General features: G+C 39.7%; 15 protein-coding genes and 1 riboswitch. Of the genes, 7 read left to right on the top strand and 8 right to left on the bottom strand.

Translation table 11 applies throughout. The features are described 5' to 3' along the window. Positions 1-19 precede the first annotated feature (19 nt). Together J2S74_RS06765 and J2S74_RS06760 are read left to right on the top strand one after the other, a co-directional pair. A complete protein-coding gene (locus J2S74_RS06765) occupies positions 20-640 on the top strand; it encodes an alpha/beta hydrolase (RefSeq protein ID WP_307323369.1) in 621 nt (206 codons plus the stop codon). A gap of 8 nt (positions 641-648) precedes the next feature. Further along, positions 649-1,257, top strand: coding sequence for a flavin reductase family protein (locus J2S74_RS06760; RefSeq protein ID WP_307323732.1), 609 nt, complete (start codon positions 649-651; stop codon positions 1,255-1,257). 124 nt (positions 1,258-1,381) lie between these two features. On the opposite strand, the gene J2S74_RS06755 is transcribed toward J2S74_RS06760, so the two are convergent. Further along, on the bottom strand, positions 1,382-2,938 hold the full coding sequence (locus tag J2S74_RS06755; RefSeq protein WP_307323367.1) for an ABC-F family ATP-binding cassette domain-containing protein: 1,557 nt from the start codon (positions 2,936-2,938) through the stop codon (positions 1,382-1,384). Between the two features lie 126 nt (positions 2,939-3,064). On the opposite strand from J2S74_RS06755, the gene J2S74_RS06750 reads away from it, so the two are divergent. Together J2S74_RS06750 and J2S74_RS06745 are read left to right on the top strand one after the other, a co-directional pair. After that, on the top strand, positions 3,065-4,192 hold the full coding sequence (locus tag J2S74_RS06750; protein ID WP_307323365.1) for a DEAD/DEAH box helicase: 1,128 nt from the start codon (positions 3,065-3,067) through the stop codon (positions 4,190-4,192). 226 nt (positions 4,193-4,418) lie between these two features. Further along, positions 4,419-5,240, top strand: coding sequence for a hypothetical protein (locus J2S74_RS06745; protein ID WP_307323363.1), 822 nt, complete (start codon positions 4,419-4,421; stop codon positions 5,238-5,240). A 7-nt stretch (positions 5,241-5,247) separates the two neighbouring features. Here J2S74_RS06745 and J2S74_RS06740 read toward each other — a convergent pair whose 3' ends face one another. The 5 genes from J2S74_RS06740 to J2S74_RS06720 form a co-directional block, all read right to left on the bottom strand. Then, a complete protein-coding gene (locus tag J2S74_RS06740) occupies positions 5,248-6,465 on the bottom strand; it encodes a hypothetical protein (protein WP_307323361.1) in 1,218 nt (405 codons plus the stop codon). Continuing rightward, entirely contained in the window at positions 6,446-7,663 is a 1,218-nt protein-coding gene (locus tag J2S74_RS06735; protein WP_307323358.1) for a DUF58 domain-containing protein, read from the bottom strand. Before J2S74_RS06735 ends, J2S74_RS06740 begins: the two co-directional genes overlap by 20 nt. Beyond that, on the bottom strand, positions 7,660-8,616 hold the full coding sequence (locus J2S74_RS06730; RefSeq protein ID WP_307323357.1) for an AAA family ATPase: 957 nt from the start codon (positions 8,614-8,616) through the stop codon (positions 7,660-7,662). The genes J2S74_RS06735 and J2S74_RS06730 overlap by 4 nt, the downstream gene beginning before the upstream one ends. 368 nt (positions 8,617-8,984) lie before the next feature. Beyond that, on the bottom strand, positions 8,985-9,380 hold the full coding sequence (locus J2S74_RS06725) for a hypothetical protein (protein WP_307323354.1): 396 nt from the start codon (positions 9,378-9,380) through the stop codon (positions 8,985-8,987). A 362-nt stretch (positions 9,381-9,742) separates the two neighbouring features. Next, positions 9,743-11,008 (bottom strand): TraB/GumN family protein, encoded by a 1,266-nt coding sequence (locus J2S74_RS06720; protein WP_307323352.1) that lies wholly within the window; start codon positions 11,006-11,008, stop codon positions 9,743-9,745. A 283-nt stretch (positions 11,009-11,291) separates the two neighbouring features. On the opposite strand from J2S74_RS06720, the gene J2S74_RS06715 reads away from it, so the two are divergent. The 3 genes from J2S74_RS06715 (at position 11,292) to J2S74_RS06705 (ending at position 16,737) form a co-directional block, all read left to right on the top strand. After that, positions 11,292-14,222 carry a DEAD/DEAH box helicase gene (locus J2S74_RS06715; protein ID WP_307323350.1) on the top strand — a complete coding sequence of 977 codons (2,931 nt, stop codon included), beginning with the start codon at positions 11,292-11,294 and terminating at the stop codon, positions 14,220-14,222. A 402-nt stretch (positions 14,223-14,624) separates the two neighbouring features. Then, positions 14,625-16,166 (top strand): degradosome RNA helicase CshA, encoded by a 1,542-nt coding sequence (gene cshA / locus J2S74_RS06710; RefSeq protein ID WP_307323348.1) that lies wholly within the window; start codon positions 14,625-14,627, stop codon positions 16,164-16,166. Between the two features lie 313 nt (positions 16,167-16,479). Continuing rightward, the gene (locus J2S74_RS06705) at positions 16,480-16,737 is read left to right on the top strand and encodes a hypothetical protein (protein WP_307323346.1); all 258 of its coding nucleotides are present in this window, start codon (positions 16,480-16,482) and stop codon (positions 16,735-16,737) included. A 354-nt stretch (positions 16,738-17,091) separates the two neighbouring features. Here the strand turns inward: J2S74_RS06705 and thiE are convergent, their stop codons facing one another. Beyond that, positions 17,092-17,739, bottom strand: coding sequence for a thiamine phosphate synthase (gene thiE, locus J2S74_RS06700; protein ID WP_307323344.1), 648 nt, complete (start codon positions 17,737-17,739; stop codon positions 17,092-17,094). Next, entirely contained in the window at positions 17,712-18,560 is an 849-nt protein-coding gene (gene thiD / locus J2S74_RS06695) for a bifunctional hydroxymethylpyrimidine kinase/phosphomethylpyrimidine kinase (RefSeq protein ID WP_307323729.1), read from the bottom strand. Before thiD ends, thiE begins: the two co-directional genes overlap by 28 nt. A 229-nt stretch (positions 18,561-18,789) precedes the next feature. Next, positions 18,790-18,894, bottom strand: a riboswitch (TPP riboswitch). Positions 18,895-18,982: the final 88 nt, after the last annotated feature.

The raw sequence follows: 18,982 nt of genomic DNA, 5'->3' as shown, positions 1-18,982 counted from the left end.
AGAATGAGGAGTGTTAACTATGACGATGAAACATATTTTTAAAAAAGGTGAAGAGGGGAATTCCACCACGTTGCTTCTGCTGCATGGAACCGGTGGAGATGAAAATGACCTGCTGCCATTAGGGGATATGATTGACCCAGGTGCATCTGTCCTTAGTGTGAGGGGAAACGTAGATGAAAACGGAATGAATCGATTTTTTCGCAGGTTAGCTGAAGGGGTTTTTGACGAGGAGGACCTCATATATCGTACGAAGGAACTAAGGGATTTTGTGGATCAAGCAGCAAAGGACTACGGTTTTGATAGAAGTCAGGTAGTAGCCGTTGGATATTCCAATGGTGCGAATATTGCAGGAAGCCTCCTATATCACTATGGAAAGGTGTTGCAAGGGTCAGTTCTTCTTCATCCAATGGTCCCAAGACGGGGAATTGATGTACCTGATTTAAAAGGTGTACCAGTATTCATAGGAGCTGGCGTCAATGATCCTATTTGTCCGGCCCAGGAGACGAAGGATTTAGAAAAGGATCTTACAGGAGCAGGAGCGAACGTGGAAGTATTTTGGGCAAACTTAGGTCATCAACTAACGAGAGAGGAAGTGGAAAATGCTGCTGCTTGGTATAAGAAACAGGTGAAGGGAGAGTAGTGGTTAGTATGCGAGCTATGGATCCGAAAGCATTGTCTAAAAAGGAAAACTATGTACTATTGTCTACGACAATTATGCCCCGTCCTATAGCTTTTGTTACTTCCGAAGGGAAAGATGGGACATTAAATGGTGCTCCCTTTAGCTTTTTTAATGTGGTTTCCGCGGAACCACCCCTTGTGTCCATTTCCATCGGGCGGAGAGGTGACGAGCTGAAGGATACGGCAAAAAATATTTTGGAGCAAGGAGAATTTGTTATTCACATAACAGATGAGAAAAATGTTGAAGCGGTAAATGAAACGGCAGCGAATTTAGCACCTGATGAGAGTGAAATTGAAAAGGTGGGGTTAACTCCCGTTACCAGTGAAGTAGTGAAGGTTCCTGGAATTAAGGAAGCCCCTGTCCGATTTGAATGTACTTTGGAGAAACATTTAACGTTTAAAGAAGGTCCTACAACTACGGACTTTATAATCGGGCGAGTAGTAAAATATCATGTTGCAGAAAATGTTATTGGTACAGATGGAAAAGTGGATTCAAGCCTCCTAAGGCCGATTGCAAGGCTTGGGGGAAAGGAGTACGCAAAACAAGGTGAAGTTTTCGAACTAGAACGACCTGAATAAAAGTCACAGACCAAAAGTCACAGACCGGGTCCCGTACAATTTTGTGAACTTTACGTTACAAAATTGTAGGGACCCGGTCTTTTTCAATGTTTCAATTTGTTCACAAAATGTTCAGGGACCTGGTCTAGAATATTTTTGTTGTCCAGTTTTCGCCGTTCCAGATGTCAGTTACTACTTCTTTGTAGAATTCAGGTTCGTGACTGATGAGAAGGATACTTCCTTGATAAGCTTTTAACGCTCGCTTAAGCTCTTCTTTTGCATCTACGTCTAAATGGTTAGTGGGCTCGTCTAGTACAAGGACATTTGTTCCATTATTAATTAATTTACAAAGGCGTACCTTTGCCTTTTCTCCACCACTTAAAACGGAAACCTTACTTTCAATGTGTTTAGTCATTAAACCGCATTTTGCTAAGGCAGCACGGACCTCTGCTTGGTTCATGCTAGGGAACTCGCTCCAAACTTCCTCGATACAAGTGTTTTGGTTCTCCACTTTAATTTCTTGCTCGAAGTAACCAATTTCAAGAAATTCTCCACGTTCTACCGTACCACTAATAGGTTTAATTTCTCCTAAAAGACTTCGTAGCAATGTTGTTTTACCAATACCATTGGCACCGACAAGGGCGATCTTTTGACCGCGTTCCATTCTTAAGTTCAATGGCTGGGATAACGGCTCATCATAACCAATCACAAGATCTTTTGTTTCAAAAATAGTCTTACTTGGTGTTCGGGCAGTTTTAAAATGGAATTCAGGCTTTGGCTTTTCTTTAGCTAGCTCAATGACATCCATTTTGTCCAGCTTCTTTTGTCGGGACATGGCCATGTTTCGAGTAGCCACGCGGGCTTTGTTTCTTGCAACGAAGTCTTTCAATTCAGAGATTTCCTGCTGTTGTTTTTTGTAGGCAGCTTCTAACTGCTGCTTCTTTACTTCATATACATGCATAAAGTGATCGTAGTCTCCTACATAACGATTTAGCTCTTGATTTTCCATATGATAGATGAGGTTGATCACGCTGTTTAAGAAAGGAATATCGTGGGAGATTAAAATAAACGCATTCTCATAATCCTGTAAATAGCGCTTTAACCATTCAATATGCTGCTCATCTAAATAGTTCGTCGGCTCGTCCAGCAATAGAATATCCGGCTTTTCCAACAACAGCTTAGCTAATAGAATTTTCGTACGTTGACCACCACTTAGATCGTTGACATCACGATCAAGGCCAATTTCGTCGAGACCTAAACCGCGGGCAACCTCTTCTACCTTGGCATCGATGGTGTAAAAATCATTGTTCGTAAGCAAGTCTTGAATGGTTCCTACTTCTTCTAGGAGCCTTTCCATTTCCCCGGGAGATGCTTCCCCCATTTTTTCATACATGCCATTCATATCTGCTTCGAGGTCAAATAGATACTGGAAGGCACTTTTGAGGACGTCACGCATCGTTTGCCCCTTCGCTAATTTCGTATGCTGATCGAGGAAACCTACACGAACATTTTTTGCCCATTCAATTTTTCCTTCATCAGGATCTAATTGGCGGGTAATAATATTCATAAACGTGGACTTTCCTTCTCCATTGGCACCAATTAACCCGATATGCTCCCCCTTTAGGAGGCGGAAAGAGACGTCGTTAAAAATAGCACGGTCCCCGAAGCCATGGCTTAAGTTTTTAACTGTTAATATACTCATAGGATGTCATCCTTTACTTTTTAATTTTGGTTGTTTTCATAACCTTTGTATCTAGTATCAATGTAAGCTAAAATTTAGACTAATTAAATAAATATACATATAACAAAAAAGGAGCATTGAATAAAAATGAGCAATACATGGTCTATCATACCTAGTTTTCAACCATTTTTACAAGAGGGTTGGCAAAAATCAAATTTTACCAATCCAACTGAGATTCAAGAAAAGGCTGTTCCAGCAATTTTAGATGGTAAGGATGTTATTGCGGAATCGCCTACAGGGACAGGGAAAACGTTAGCTTATTTACTTCCAGTTCTAAATAAGGTCGATGTGAGGAAAAAGGAAGGACAAGTTCTTATTTTAGGGTCTTCAAGAGAATTGGTCATGCAAATTCTGGAGGAAATTCGAATTTGGACGGAGGGATCAGGCATTGAGAGGACTGCATTAATTGGTGGGGCCAACGTGAAACGGCAGTTAGATAAATTGAAGAAGAAACCACAAATGATTGTAGGGACACCTGGCAGGGTAGTGGAATTACTAAATATGAAGAAGCTCAAAGTTCATGAAGTGAAAACAGTTGTTTTTGACGAAGGAGATCAGTTGTTTTCTAAAGAGCATCAAAAGGATGTGGACCATATTATTAAATCCACCCTTAAAGAAAGGCAAATCCTCGTTTTTTCCGCAACATTAAGTGAAGAGGTGGAAGAGAAGGCAAAGGCTCGTATGAAGGATCCGGATGTGATTCGGGTAACCACTACCCAGAAGGTTCCAGAAACAGTAGAGCATGTGTATGTTGTCTGTGAGGAAAGGGATAAAATTACAACATTAAGAAAGCTTATGAATATTGGAAATTTACGTGCTTTAGCCTTTTCCAACGATATAAACATGCTTTCTACTTTTGCGGCAAAACTTGAGTACAATGGTATGCCACTAGGAGTGCTTCATCGGGATACGACGAAGCAGGAGAGAGAGACCGCACTCAAACGGTTCCGAGAGGGAAAATATCCACTACTTTTAGCGACGGACGTGGCAGCACGTGGTTTGGACGTAAAAGGGTTGACCCATGTGGTGCAATTAGAGGTACCAAAGGACGAAGAACAGTATATTCACCGGGCTGGACGTACAGGAAGGGCAGGGGAGGCAGGTACTGTAGTCTCCATTATCACAGAGCAGGAAGTAAAAAGATTACAAAAACTAGCGGAGAAATTAGGTATCTCCTTAATGAAAAAAAAGTTATATAAAGGGGAACTAAAGTAACCGTTGAAAGGAAGCAATCCGACTAATGCCTAGTCGAATTGCTTTTTTAAAAGCTTGGAGAAGCGAAAGGTGGCGACTCCAGCGGGGAAAGCAACAACGCTCTTCCGTGCCACGCGTAAACGAAGTGGAGCAGGAGCAATCATTTAGAATCCTGGTGAAAAGTATAAAAAGAATTATTGATTGCACACTATAAAACGAAGCTAACTTTTTAAGGAGGGTGCGTTTCATGAAAAGGTTAAATAAGAATAATACGCCCTTCCTTATTTTATTGGTAGTACATGCCATTATTTTATTCATTACTATTCAAAAGAAAGGAATTAGAAAAACATTACAGTCTTTACTACCTAACATAGGGATAGCTTACCTTTTTGAATATTTTGTCTTAAACTTGTTTCATGCTTATACTTACTACCCTAAATTTATAAGAAACAAATATTTAGATAATGTGTTCGGTGCCATTTTATCTCAAGCAGTTTTCGTACCAATTACAGCAACGTATCTTTCATTATTTAAATTAGGGTGGAGGTACAAACTTTTTTTCACTGCTTATTTTTTTATAGTGGAGCATTTATTTTTACGGTTAAAAATTTATAGACATCAATGGTGGGACGCACTTTATACTAGCATCCTCCTACCAGTTTTTTTTAAAATTAGTGATATTGTGATTAAAAGCATTCGAAACCAAAATCCAATGACACTTTCAAGATATTTAACTTTTGTTGTCATACATGTAAATTGGCTATTTCTTTTAGCTTTGAAAAATAAGTTTCGTTTTGGGTATAAAACATTTAATTGGGATGAACATTTTATCTTAACTCCATTATATTCCTTGTGGGTTTCTGTCTTGTATACAATAAACGATAAGAAAAAAGGGTTAAGTCAATCATTAATTACCATCTCTTCATTGTTATTTACGGACTTTCTGTTAAAGCAGGGAGGACTCTTACAAATACCTAATTGGAAAAAAACCTTTTTACCTGTTCATCTAACCCTTTTTTCCTTAGGGGGAATGGTGAAAAAGCTATTCACAGCTAAAGAAAAACGCTAGCAAATGATCAGCTAGCGTTTTTTTCATGAGTTTTTATTTCTTTTTTAGCTTGTTTTATTGCTTCCTTAAATTCTTTTTGTTGTTCTTTACTTACTTCTATATTCCCGTAACGAACCTTTTGATAATTTTTGATAACCGTTTCCTTTAGGGAATTGCTAATTGGTAACCTCATTACCCAATCTTCCACGGTTTCATTTCCATTCCTTGCCCACTCAGACTTCACTAAACTTTCTTGAAAATGATAGAATTCACGTCTAATTTCATTTTTAGGTACACGGCCTTGTCTGAAAGAGGACCAAAAGGATCCTGTTTTTTTCAGAGAAGATAGCTCTGCTTCCCGTATTTCAGTGAACTCAATTTGTTTTGTCTCCACGTTTCGAACTCTTTTAATAATAAGATACACTACCAAGAGAAGAAGAATGCTACTAATGATCCAAAAGAATTGTTCGAAGCTTAGGAAAGATTCCCCCATCTCTAATGTTTCAAAAGCATCTCTTCTTTCGTCTTCCCCTTCCAAGCTAAGTGAAGAATCACCATAACCTGGGCCATCAGATCTCGGTAATCGTATTAGATATATAATTGGACTCACAATTAATCCAGCTGTATAAAATACCAAACGGGCTAATTGAATAAAAAACCATTGAAGGTAAGGAAAGATTAAGCTTAATACTAATGAAAAACTGGAAACAGTAAGTAGTGCCCCTAAAATCCACTTCAAATGACTCTTTTTTTGCTCTTCACTAACATTGGAGTGTAAGGTCATGGATAATGTCTTTAGTCCCATTGCTAGTAAGAAGTGAGCAAAAATCAAGAATAAGAGCATTTGTCTTCCGTCAAAATCACTGAACCAGAAGAAATAAATGATTCCAGCACCCAAAGTCATTAAAAAGACAGGGAATTCATTTGTTCGATCATATTCTTCAAAATGAACGACTGCTCTCCAGAAGGTCATAACTGCCAAAAATGCAGCCATGAGTAGATTGAAATCTCCAATTCCCCCAACAATCAACACAATGGGAAGACCAATTGCGGAGGTAGAAGTAGACTTTGTTTTATGGAGTAAAAATCCATAAACAATTGCAGATGTAATAATAACGAAAATATATGGCATGACAGGGGGGAAACTGCCGTAAACAGCGTACAATGGAAACACCAATACATAGAAGAAAAGCGCTTCTAAGCTATAATTTGTCCAACGTATAATCTCAATTTGCCATTGCTTCATTTTTTTGCCCCCGAACTGAAGTAAGGTGCACCCCGCTGTCTTCTGTGACTACTCGATAAACACTTGTGTTGTTGCTTTTTGCTTGTATATATTGTTCGTTTTCCTCCTCTGTGAATTCACCAAAGTGAAGGACGAATGAAGGTGTTTTCCCTTGATGGAAGAGAGTAAATAATGTTTGCTCCATGGGAAAGGCTACGGTAGATCTTCGAATACGGGCCAGCATTTCCATTGCCCTTACTAAATGGTTTTTCCCTTGGCCTGCAGGTAAATATAACCCCACCCTTGAAGAAGGCACTCTAATGTTAATGTACATTTCAAAGGAAATTTGGTATCTAGTTGCGAACTGGCAGGCATAAGCTACATTGTTTAATACATCCTCCAACGATGCTATCGTTTGCAATAAGGGATCTTTATTTTGAATGTTCACAACGATTGTCCATTGGGATAAGGTTACTTTCTCAAATAGCTTCGTTTGAAGCTCATCTGTTTTTGCAGAAGCCTTCCAGTTAATACGATTGAAAGGATCCCCATTCATATAATCTCGATTTCCAACCATCATCATGACATCCTCATGAAAGGAAAAACGCTGCGGCTGCTCTCCCCTTTCCTGCTGCAGTACCTTCTCCAGACCTGAGATAGGAGCCGGTGTTGGATAAACGATGGCTTCCCCACGGTAATGTCCTTGATAGGTGAGGCGGACATGGTTAAATTTGAAGAAGTCGTAAAGCTCAAATTGAATAGAGCGTATTTCCGCGGTGCCCCTTTTAACGCCTTGAATATGGACTGGGAATAAACGTCTCGTAAGGGCGGGGACAGATAATGGCTGCTCATAATTTGACTGATATCTCTGAATGTTATTTACTTCTTTCACTTTTATAGCATCATCTGAATCAAATAAAAAGAAGTTCCATCTTCCGCTAAAAACAGGGAGTTTTCCCTTGTTTTCCACAGGAACATGTAAAACTGCTTCATCCCCCTTGAATAATCTTTTGACAACGATTTCATTAGGAATGACAATGTTTTTGGAAATATATCTCAAATAGAGCTCATTTAATACCATGAATAAAATAAGTAAAAAAATAATGCTAAACAGCCAAAATTCATTGGTTAAAAAGGAAATAATCAATAATATAGGAATAATAGAGCCTAAAATATTATACCCCTTTGAATAGATCCGCTCGACATTCCAAAGAATCATTTTCTAATGGCTCCTGCTTCCACAGGGACTTCAATAGTTTTTAATATGTCGTTAAATACATCTTCCTTCGTGCGTCTCATGGAGCTTTCCATTGTTAATACAAGACGGTGGCAAAGGACATGAGGGGCCAATGCTTTAATATCTTCAGGAATAACGTAATCTCTTCCTTGTAAGTAGGCTCTTGCTTGGGCAGCATGCATGAGGGCCAGAGTTCCCCTTGGACTTACCCCAAGCTCCACACTTTCCGATTCTCTTGTGGCACGGATAATTTTAAGCAAGTAAGATTCCACAGGTTCCGAAAGCTGTATTTTCCGTATTTCCTGCTGCATTTCTTTTATCTCATCTAATGTAACAATAGCGGATAAATTCTCAAGTGGCTCCTGCTCCTTGTACATTTTCAGCATCTGTTGTTCTTCTTGCATCGTTGGGTAACCCACTTTAATTTGCATAAGGAAGCGGTCCATTTGAGCTTCAGGCAATGCAAAGGTCCCTTGCTGCGACTCAACAGGGTTTTGTGTGGCAATTACAATAAAAGGAGTAGGTAAGGCCAATGTTTCTCCGTCAATGGTAACTTGTCCTTCTTCCATAACCTCAAGCAAACTGGATTGTGTTCTTGGTGTAGCACGATTAATTTCATCGGCTAAAAGGATGTTTGTCATTACTGGTCCTGGCCGAAGCTCGAAGCTTTGCTCTTTCGGATTAAAAAATTGAATACCAGTAACATCACTTGGTAAAACATCAGGAGTGAACTGAACGCGGCGGAATTTTCCGTCAATTGATTTTGCTAGCGTTTTCGTTAGCATCGTTTTTCCTGTACCAGGAACATCTTCAAGTAAAACATGACCTCGACTTAACAAGGCAATCATAACCAGTTCCGTAACCTCTTCTTTTCCAACAAGGACAGTGGAGATTGATCCCTTTATTTTTTCTAACATTTCCTGCTGCTTCTCCATACGACCGCTCCTTTAATAAAAAGTTTATTGGCATAACAATGAAAGGTCTTATTTTTAAACGATCGTTTAAAAAATACTCGTCCTTAAGCTGTTTTCCAATTAAATTACACTTTTAGACAATAACAAAACTATTATATCAAAAATTCTAAATTATTTCTCCTTTTAAACGACAGGATTTTACTAGATTCTCAATAAAATGGAAATCTAATAAAGTGCAAAAAGAGGCTGGGACATAACTGAAGTGATTAACTGGAAATACGAACAATGTACTACCGTAGCGAAGTATATTTCCGAAGCGATTTATATGCTTCGTTCGGAATTCTCATTGACAAAACGCTTTTGTCCCAGCTTCAGATAAAAGAAATTAATCATTTCTCATAAACATTAAAGGGCTGAACGAGTTGGGTATTTTTATGAAGGTGATCTTTCAGTCCTGAATAATCACGATTTTGAATAAATTGGATTTCATCAGAAGTGAACAATTTCTCCCCAAAGGAAGTAGGTTCCCAATCAAATTCCGTATCTGTAAAGACGGCAAGTTTACCGCTCAAACTTTGAACAAGGAAATTACTATCCTTTAAATCGTGTATATGGTAAGCCACAACTTCCTGTTCTGAAACCTTTACTAAAACAAACATATGGTTTTCCATTGTTATTTTATAAAGATAACCCATTTGCTCGAACCAGTATTCCATAATAGGCTGCAGTCTGTTACCAAATGCCTTTTCATTAACTAATAACATTTCCCGCTCACGCCAGTCCACTTGTTTCAGTTCACTTTCATTTCCCTGTTTCCCACAATTTTTGCATTCGAAGGTATGTGGGAAAACAAAGGGAATCCAAGCAAAAAAGAGTCCAAATGGGATGATGAAAATTAAAATGAGACAAAGAATTACTCGTAATGGAGTGGATGATGTCCTCTGGACAGTATCGCTTTTACATTCTGGACACAATTGCATTTGAGAACGCTCCTCACCTAATTTAAAAATAATACTCCGTTTAACTTTGATGTTGATTTACACTTCAGGCACTCGCTTTAATCAACGCTGTTTCAAATTTGGTTTCAAATTAACATTGTCGTTTTACTGTGCCAAAATTATTAGTCCATACAGCTACCTAATCACTATTAATTGATTACGGGTTGGACGTTGTAGCCGCGGTTATTCAATAGTCCGACGATGCTTTTTTCTCCTACTAAATGCATGGCACCGACTACCACAAAATAAGTCTCTCCAGTATCGTGTAACAGAAACTCCTCTATTTTTTCTGTCATAAGGTAGTCCCGGTCGTCTAGCAAGGCTTTCATATATTCCTCGTAATCTTCTTCATATTCACTTTCCCTAAGCTCCAAAATAGCTTCCGTATCACCATTTCGCCAAATATTCATTAATTGTTCCACTTCTGCAGAAAGCTGATCGAAGTTTTCAATGGAGTCTATAAGATCCTTTGCTTGTGTTTCTTCCGAAAGAATAGTAGATAATAGCAATTGATCCTCCACGGTTTCTAAGCTGATAATTTCTATATCATCTTTATTCGCTCGCTCCATGAAATACAGGTCAATCCCATCATCGGGGTGCAATCCTGCTAGTTCGGCAGCTAGCATAGTAACTAGGTCTTGCACGACAAATGGTTTAAAGAAGTTCAACATGGAAGCTTCGTATCCAAATGGAGCAAGTAAGTCCACTAACTGTTTAAATGCTTTCCCTCCGATAGCTTGCTCCAATGTACTGCCGTCCTCGTAAAAACCGATGGTACCTATTAGTTCCATCATTTCGAAATCACTAATGTCTGTCAGGTCAATCTCTACCGCTAAATAGTCAGCTTCTTCAAAAGCTCCCTCGATGGCAGGGTGTAGAGGGTAAATATCAGCCATACCCACATGTATGGAGCCAAATAGGTAGACCGTATTATTTCCATTCTCTACCTTGTAAAAAACCCCTTCAGCAGGAGGGCCGGTTTCTTCATAAATAAAGGTCTCCTCATAATGTACAACGATTCCATCCTCTTCTAGTTCATGGATAATGGAGAGGGATTGACTTCCCTCCTCTAGGGAAAAAGGGTTGTTGTATAGTAAAACAGTTTCCAAATTTTCTAGATTTAATAATGGTGTCAGATCCTCAATATGGTTATCTTGAAGGTCAAGATGCTTTAATTCCACTAGCGCTTCGATTCCCTTAAGGGAGGATATACCATAATTTTTCCCATCTAATTCTAGTAAGTCCGCTGCATCCTTTTCAGAAATAATCTCTGACTCTTCTAAACTTAAAGCATCTTTTATAGCAAGGGTAAGTTGCGTATCTTCGAATTGTAAGCCTTCCTCACCGTCTGACGTACAACCAGTAGTAAGGACAATGATGGCTGTTAAAAAAATATAAGAAAGTCGTCGTAACATTGTTTTCCTCCAATTAAGATGATTGTTTATGTTCTTCTTGTTTACGATCTGTAGCCTTTGAAGGTTTCGTGCACTTTATTTCAAAAAAAAGTATTACATCATCCCGCATTTTGATTTTAACATACAATTACCATTCCTTTAGCATAGGATAATTGAGGTCGTCAATAAGATGTAAAGGTTATAGATTTACTTTTAAGGCAATTATGTTTAATGACCTTCTTTTTTTATTCATGTTATGATAGTTAGAACGTATTAAGAAGTTGGAGAAGTCAGGTGATAGTGAATGAATAAGTCAAGAAATCATCCTAGATCAGAGGATGTGGATTACTTTGAAAAAATGAAAGCTGATACGATGATTCAATCCTTTCAGCAAATTTATATGAAAAAACAGGAAACATACCATGAGCGGGAAACCCTGCAGGTGGAGTATGTGTTAAAGCTGGAGCCTAAAATGGCAGCCTATCGTACGGCTTCCTTTGAGCTAGAGGTAAAAGTAGGACCGAAACGGACGTATGTAGTCAAGGACTTAAAGGAATTTTTACGGACCGTCCATGAAGACAGGACGATGCGGTTTGCCAAGCATTTTACTTATGACCCTGCCGACTATATTTTTTCCGAAGAGGATAAGGAGATACTTCAGTGGATATGGAGGCTTTTTTATTTAAGGGATGACCATCGAAGAACCTCTTTCTTTTCCAGTAAGGATGAAAGGCGCTCCATAGAGATTCCGGCTCCAATGGTGATGGAGCTATTGAACCTATTAAAGACGAGGGATGTTGTCATCGATATGTACGGCTATCAGTATCGAGGCTATGAATTAAGGGAAGGGGCCTTGCCGCTGCAGTTTTCCATTGGAAGCTCCACTGAGCACGCTGGACAGTTTCATTTTCAATGGATAAATGAAGAGGAGATAGCCTTCTTCGGAGCAGATTTCCCTGTGTTATACCACCGGGGACAGTTTTTTCAACTGGAACAGGCCCAAGGACAGGTGATTGATTTATTAATCGATCAGTTAACGAAATATCACCCAGCGGAAGTAATCATTTCTCAAGACCAGTTGGAGAACTTCGCTTCCCTTGTTTTACCGAAGCTGAAGGAAATTGGTACGGTGGATGTAAGCGAACCGATTCGTGAAAAAATTCATATGGCACCGTTGAAAGGGAAGCTCTATATAGATTATCAGGAGGATCGTCTTACTGCAGAGCTTACCTTTCAGTATGGGGAGGAGAAATATTCTCCCTTTGACCCACCCCAGCCCTATAGTGGGAAGGTAACGGTTCGGGATGTGGAAAAGGAATATTTCCTACTTTCTCATATTGAAAAGGTTCCCTTTAAATATAATGGCCGTGAGCTGTACTTAGAGGATTTCGATGAGATTCTTGACTTTGTCATGGAGGATTTACCTCAGCTGTCCCAATGGTTAGAGGTTTTTGCCACAACGAGGGTGAAGGGATTAATCTATGATCCTATAGAGCGTCCATCTGTTAAAGTTGAAGCAAATGAACGATTAAGTTTATTAGATGTGGAGTTTCAAATGGATGGTATTCCTGAAGAGGAAATCGATGAACTGCTCCAAGCTCTCGTCGCTAATAAAAAATACTATCGTTTGTCCAGCGGTTCCTTTGTTAACCTAGGTAATGAGGAATTTCAAGAGATGAAAGGTATGCTGGAAGAATTGGAACTGGGAATGGGAAATGTTAAGCATCAAACGAAGGTTCCTATGCTTAAAGCCTTTCAATTAGCAGATCATAATGCCTTTGCTGTGAAAAAAGGGAAGGCGTTCCGCAGTCTCCTAGAGCGGATTATGCACCCAGAGGAAATAGAAACGGAGCTCCCTGAAGAGTTAGAACCGGTATTAAGGGACTATCAAAAGATTGGTTACCAATGGCTTCATTCCTTATCCCATTACGGTTTTGGCGGAATACTAGCAGATGATATGGGATTAGGAAAAACGTTGCAAATGATCACCTATTTAGTGGATAAAAAGCGCCGAGGTAATTTTGAACAAACACTCATTATTTGCCCTTCCAGCCTTGTTTATAACTGGCAGAAAGAAATTGAGCGCTTTGCTCCCGATTTAACCACTGTCGTTATTAGTGGAACGGTGGAGGAACGGAAGGAAGCGATGGAGGAAGGGGCGGATCAGGATGTGCTCATTACTTCCTACCCCCTTATTCGTAGAGACTTAGATGCTTATAAGGATAAACTCTTTTCCACGTTGATCTTAGACGAGGCTCAATATGTAAAAAACGATTGGACGAAAACGGCAAAGTCAGTGAAGGCAATAAAGGCGAAGCAAGCCTTTGCCTTAAGTGGAACACCAATTGAAAATTCCTTAGATGAACTTTACTCTATTTTTGACCTGGTTTTACCAGGGTTATTTAAAAATAAAACAGCCTTTAAGGCGATGGAGCAGGAGAAAGTTGCCAAGCGTGTTCGACCATTTGTTTTACGGAGGTTAAAGAAGGATGTATTAACGGAACTTCCTGAGAAAATGGAGGCCGTACAATATACGGAGCTTTCTGATGAGCAAAAGAAACTATATATTGCCCAATTGCGCTTAATTCAAACGGATGTAAAAGCAGCTGTGGACGCGAAGGCTTTCCAAGAAAATCGTATGAAGATATTAGCTGGTTTGACACGCTTGAGACAAATTTGCTGTCACCCGGCCTTATTTTTAAAGGATTATGAAGGGAATTCCGGTAAAATGGATCGTCTATTCGAGTATTTAGAAGAAGCTATGGCTTCTGGCCGAAGGGTTGTTCTCTTTAGCCAATTCACCCAAATGCTTGGTATTATTCAAGAAAGGTTAAAGAATTATGGCTGGGACTATCATTATATCGATGGATCCACCCCTTCGAAGGAACGAATCGAACTAGCAGATCGATTTAACGCTGGGGAAAAGGATATGTTCCTTATTTCCTTAAAGGCTGGAGGTACTGGTTTAAACTTAACTGGGGGAGACACGGTTATATTATTTGACTCTTGGTGGAACCCAGCTGTGGAGGAGCAAGCGGCAGATCGTGTTTACCGATTTGGCCAAAAAAAGGTTGTTCAAGTGACAAAGCTGATTACCACAGGTACTATTGAGGAAAAAATCCATAAACTTCAGGAACAAAAACGGGAGTTGTTGGATCGGGTAATACAACCGGGTGAAAAAATGATTACCTCCTTAACAAGGGAGGACATCGAAGAACTACTAGAAATGACATAAAATAGAATTTAAACGATCGTTTAAAATTGGAAAATGTACTGGAAAAAGGGGAAGTGTCTGCTCCCCTTTCCATTATTTTTCTCTAAAAGTGGCTTTTCTTTATAAAGTGTGATAGAGTTACTAAGTTAATGAACTTAGGTGACTTTATTAGAAAAATAAGGTTTCCTTAAGAAAAGTACTTTTTTATGCGAATAAGGACATCGATACGAAGCTTATTCTCTAGATAGAAGAATAAGCTTTTTTACGTGGATAAATAATATATGAAGGATACATCAAGATATTGAAATTAATTTTATTCTAGTGAAGAAAACATGGATTTCACCATAAAGTTTGGGGGACATTCCGAGTTTTTTGGAGATGTTCGGGTCGTTTAAAAAGTAATAAAGTAAAGGAGATAGAGATTTGGCACAATTTCATGAATTAAACATTGAGCATTCCATTATGCAAGCAATTGACAAAATGGGGTTTGAAGAAGCAACTCCCATTCAAGAAAAGGTTATTCCTTTAGGTAAAGAAGGTCAGGACATTATTGGACAAGCACAGACGGGAACTGGGAAAACAGTTGCCTTTGGTATCCCGTGTGTGGAGCAAGTAGATGTGGAAGAGAAGCATCCCCAAGCATTAGTGTTAACACCGACTCGAGAGCTCGCTATTCAAGTTGCGGAAGAATTAAATAAGTTAGGCCGATTTAAAGGAATTCGTGCTTTACCTATTTATGGCGGTCAAGAAATAACAAGGCAAATTACAGCCTTGAAGAAACGTCCACAAATTATCGTGGCCACACCTGGTCGTTACATGGACCATATGCGTCGGAAAACCATTCGACCTGAATACTTGAAAATCGTTGTTCTGGACGAAGCGGATGAAATGTTAAGTATGGGCTTCATTGAAGATATTGAAACGATTCTTCAAGAAGTTCCTAATGAAAGACAAACATTGCTGTTTTCTGCTACAATGCCTCCAAAATTAAAGGGGATTGCTGACAGGTTTATGAATAATCCTGTTTCAATTGCTGTAAAGGCAAAGCAATTAACGGTGGAGAATATTGATCAACGCTATATTGTTTTACCGGAAAAGGATAAGTTTGACGTTCTTTGTAATTTATTAGATAAGGAAACTCCGGAGCTAGCGATTATTTTCGGAAGAACGAAGCGCCGTGTGGATGAGCTAACAGATTCCTTAAGTATTCGAGGATTTGCCGTTGAAGGTCTTCATGGGGATATGAAACAAGAACGCCGTGACCTAGTAATTAAGAAGTTTAAACGAGGCTCCATCGATGTAATGGTAGCAACAGATGTAGCAGCCCGTGGTCTGGATGTAAATGATGTATCTCACGTTATTAACTTTGACCTGCCACAGGATTCAGAAAGCTATGTTCACCGAATCGGTCGTACCGGTCGTGCGGGGAGAAAGGGTATCTCCTACAGCTTCGTGACACCTAGGGAAAAGGACCATCTTGCTTACATCGAGGAAAGTACAAAGAAGCGAATGACCCAGATCCAACCACCAACTTATGCCGATGCATTAAGTGGCCGCCATGAACAAGCGGTGGAAATGTTAAGGGATGCAGCCATGGATCCATCTGCAGCACAGTTAACGAATGCTGCAAGGGGACTGTTAGAGCAATTTGATGCTGAAACCTTAGTGTCAGCTGCATTAAAAATGGTAACGAAGGAACCTAGCAAGAAGCCTGTTAAAATTACAGGAGAAGCACCAGTTCGCTCGAAGCATAAACCATCAAGGGATGGTCGCGGTGGAGGTGGTGGAAAGCGCCGTAAAGACCGTGGAGGCGGCGGTGGTGGCCTTCGAATCAATGCAAAAAAACGTTCCGGGAAAAAAGAATTTAGTCGAGCTGGCGCCGGTGGAGATGGCGGCAGAGGCAAAAGAGGCCGCGATGACAGACGTGGTCGCGACGATAGACGGGGCGGCAGGAAGAAAAAGTAATTGGATTAGACACAGTTATAAAAAAGCAGTAAACACTTCGCTCACATAAAGGAAGTTATGAAACGGGTAAGGTTTAAGAAAAGGACCTTACCTGTTTTTATTAGGCGTTTATGGAACAGGTAACTTACCTGTCTCATAAAACTACAGTTTATATCCTGGAACTAAAATTGCTTTATTGCAAGAGCTCTTTTTTAGACAAAGTGCCCCTTAAAATCAAAACACATATAATCCACACTTCAAAAATATAGTCTAATAATGGGAAGCTTCTGTATGTACATACTTTGCTTTCAAAAAAGTTAGGGGAGTGGGAAATATGTCTTATCATGCACCTCCAAAAAATCCAGGCTTGGCAGCGGTTTTAAGTGCTCTTTGGACTGGATTGGGGCAAATTTATAATGGTCAAATAGGAAAAGGCGTTCTTTTTATGATCATCCAATTCTTTAATGCAATGCTAATGTTTGTTGTTATTGGATTTATAACTTATCCTATATTTTGGATCTTTGGCATGATTGATGCCTATCGAACAGCAGAGATGATGAACCGTGGGGAAGGGCCACCAAGGCAGATTTAATAAAAAAGCTTTAAGCTCAAGCATCTGTATTACAGGTGCTTTTTTATTTTAAGCTCTGTTTAAACAGCTTGTATTAAAAAACTTTTTCCACATTTTCGGTCATTCGACTATATAGTGAAATGAAAAGTACAAATAAAAAACCACCGGGAATTAGGGGGGGGATGATGGTGCAGAGATCCTTTCTATCGCCCGAAACACGACTGTAGACTATTTTAGGAAACGGAAAATTCAAGATTTTCTCCCCGATTTATTTTTTTCCAAATCCTCTACTTCTCCTTACGAGGAATTATATCTACATAAAAAAACAACTTGGTAGTTGTCCTTCCAAGTTGTTATGAGTAAAGTTTCATTTTTTTACCAAACTTCCTTTAGTTGCTTTGCAGCTTCCCGTGGATCTCCCGCTTGTGATATGGCTGAAATGACGGATAGACCGTCAGCCTTTCCTTCCACAACTTCGCGAGCATTGGTAATAGAAATGCCACCAATGGCTACGATTGGTGCATCAATTCCCTGTCCCCTTAAAGTTGCCACAAACTGGGGGCCGCATACTTCCCTAGTATCGTTCTTAGAAGAAGTGGGAAAAACTGGCCCCACACCTAAATAATCAGCACCGTCTTGAAGGGCTTTTCTAGCCTCCTCCAATGTATGGGCAGAAACTCCTAGGATACGGTCTCCGATTTTTTGACGTACATCCAGGACATTGTCGTCTTCTTGTCCAATATGGACCCCATCTGCACCTAAAGCTAATGCTAGCTCCACATCATCATTAACGATAAAGGGTATGCCCCCTTTATTACACAATTCCTTTAGCTCTTTCCCAAGTGTCACGTAAGCTTCACCAGTAAGGGCTCCATCTCCCTTTTCACGGTATTGAAAAATGGTAATACCGCCGTCTATTGCCTTTTGTAGAACCTCTGGAAGGGGATCGGAAACATTCGTGCTTCCGGCAATAAAATATACTTTTAGGTGTTCTCTCATTTTGCTGCTACTGATTCTTGCCACGTTTTTCCTACCTCCAAATTGTCTTCCTTGTATTGTCTAAGTGCACCGTGATGTGTGGGACCATGTCCGCCTCCGATATTTAAAGAATACTTAATGGCGAGGTGAATAAATTCCTTCGCCCGTTGAATGGCTTCTGCTAATGGTGTACCTTTCGCTAATTCGGCAGTAATGGCAGAGGCGAAGGAACAACCTGTACCGTGAGTGTTTTTCGTGTCCACCCTTGGAAATTCCAGATAATGGTAAGTTTTTCCGTCGAAATAGAGATCCACAGTGGAATCGCTGCCTGAGTCATGTCCACCTTTAATAACAACACTATGTACACCCATTTTTAGAAAATCCTCTGCTGCTTTCTTCCGTTCATCCATTGTTTTAATGGATCGTCCGGTAATAGCTTCTGCTTCTGGGATATTAGGCGTGGCCACGGTAGCAAGAGGGAGAAGGTCATTTATAAGAGCATCCACAGAATTATCTGTTAATAAAGAGGCTCCCCCTTTAGCAATCATAACCGGGTCCACAACCACTCGATCCCAATTGTAGTGGCGAATTTTTTCCGCAACTAAACGGATCCGCTCTTCATCGAATAGCATCCCTGTTTTTACGGCATCTATCCCAATATCCTCTGCTACAGAAGTGATTTGTTGTTCAAGGGCTTTTATCTCTAAAGGGTAAACCCCTTGAACTCCTAATGTATTTTGTGCAGTAATTGCGGTGATAGCTGTCATTCCGAAAACGCCTAATTCTTGAAATGTCTTTAAATCAGCTTGGATCCCAGCACCACCGCCACTATCCGATCCTGCTATTGTCAACGCACGTGCAATCATCATCATCTCACCTTTCGTTCGTTTTTTAATGTAGCTCTTTTCTAAAAGAGTGTAGTTAAATGAGAACCATAGTTTAGCTTGGATACGCTTCAGCCTCCACGGGAAAAACTGTGTCTCTTCTACTCCAAGCTAACTTTTCACAAAAGTGCCAAATTTTTAGAAAACAGTAATATAAAAAAACACCGTTCTATTTTAGGAACGGTGAGTACACTTCCTTTTTCTTTACGAAAAATCGGCCGTTCCACTTTCCTACGCTGGTATGATCCAGATCAGGTACAAAGGGATCAAGGTAATCCTTGTCTCAGCTAATAATAAAGCACCCCTAGTGGATTTTATTAATTAAAATATAAATTAATCGTATCATATCCACTTTCATCGGTCGAATGTTTTCTAAATGAAGCATAATATTAACTGAAATTTAC

It is taken from the genome of Evansella vedderi (assembly GCF_030813435.1).
Taxonomy (GTDB): domain Bacteria; phylum Bacillota; class Bacilli; order Bacillales; family Salisediminibacteriaceae; genus Evansella; species Evansella vedderi.
This window is presented reverse-complemented; position numbering and strand designations above follow the sequence as displayed.

Bases quoted from the DNA above. Each gene is read 5' to 3' on its own strand.
- J2S74_RS06760 (WP_307323732.1), top strand. From the start codon at position 649: ATGCGAGCTATGGATCCGAAAGCATTGTCTAAAAAGGAAAACTATGTA.
- J2S74_RS06705 (WP_307323346.1), top strand. From the start codon at position 16,480: ATGTCTTATCATGCACCTCCAAAAAATCCAGGCTTGGCAGCGGTTTTA.
- J2S74_RS06755 (WP_307323367.1), bottom strand. From the start codon at position 2,938: ATGAGTATATTAACAGTTAAAAACTTAAGCCATGGCTTCGGGGACCGT.
- J2S74_RS06740 (WP_307323361.1), bottom strand. From the start codon at position 6,465: ATGAAGCAATGGCAAATTGAGATTATACGTTGGACAAATTATAGCTTA.
- J2S74_RS06715 (WP_307323350.1), top strand. From the start codon at position 11,292: ATGAATAAGTCAAGAAATCATCCTAGATCAGAGGATGTGGATTACTTT.
- J2S74_RS06765 (WP_307323369.1), top strand. From the start codon at position 20: ATGACGATGAAACATATTTTTAAAAAAGGTGAAGAGGGGAATTCCACC.
- J2S74_RS06720 (WP_307323352.1), bottom strand. From the start codon at position 11,008: ATGTTACGACGACTTTCTTATATTTTTTTAACAGCCATCATTGTCCTT.
- thiD (WP_307323729.1), bottom strand. From the start codon at position 18,560: ATGATTGCACGTGCGTTGACAATAGCAGGATCGGATAGTGGCGGTGGT.
- J2S74_RS06750 (WP_307323365.1), top strand. From the start codon at position 3,065: ATGAGCAATACATGGTCTATCATACCTAGTTTTCAACCATTTTTACAA.
- J2S74_RS06730 (WP_307323357.1), bottom strand. From the start codon at position 8,616: ATGGAGAAGCAGCAGGAAATGTTAGAAAAAATAAAGGGATCAATCTCC.
- J2S74_RS06735 (WP_307323358.1), bottom strand. From the start codon at position 7,663: ATGATTCTTTGGAATGTCGAGCGGATCTATTCAAAGGGGTATAATATT.
- J2S74_RS06745 (WP_307323363.1), top strand. From the start codon at position 4,419: ATGAAAAGGTTAAATAAGAATAATACGCCCTTCCTTATTTTATTGGTA.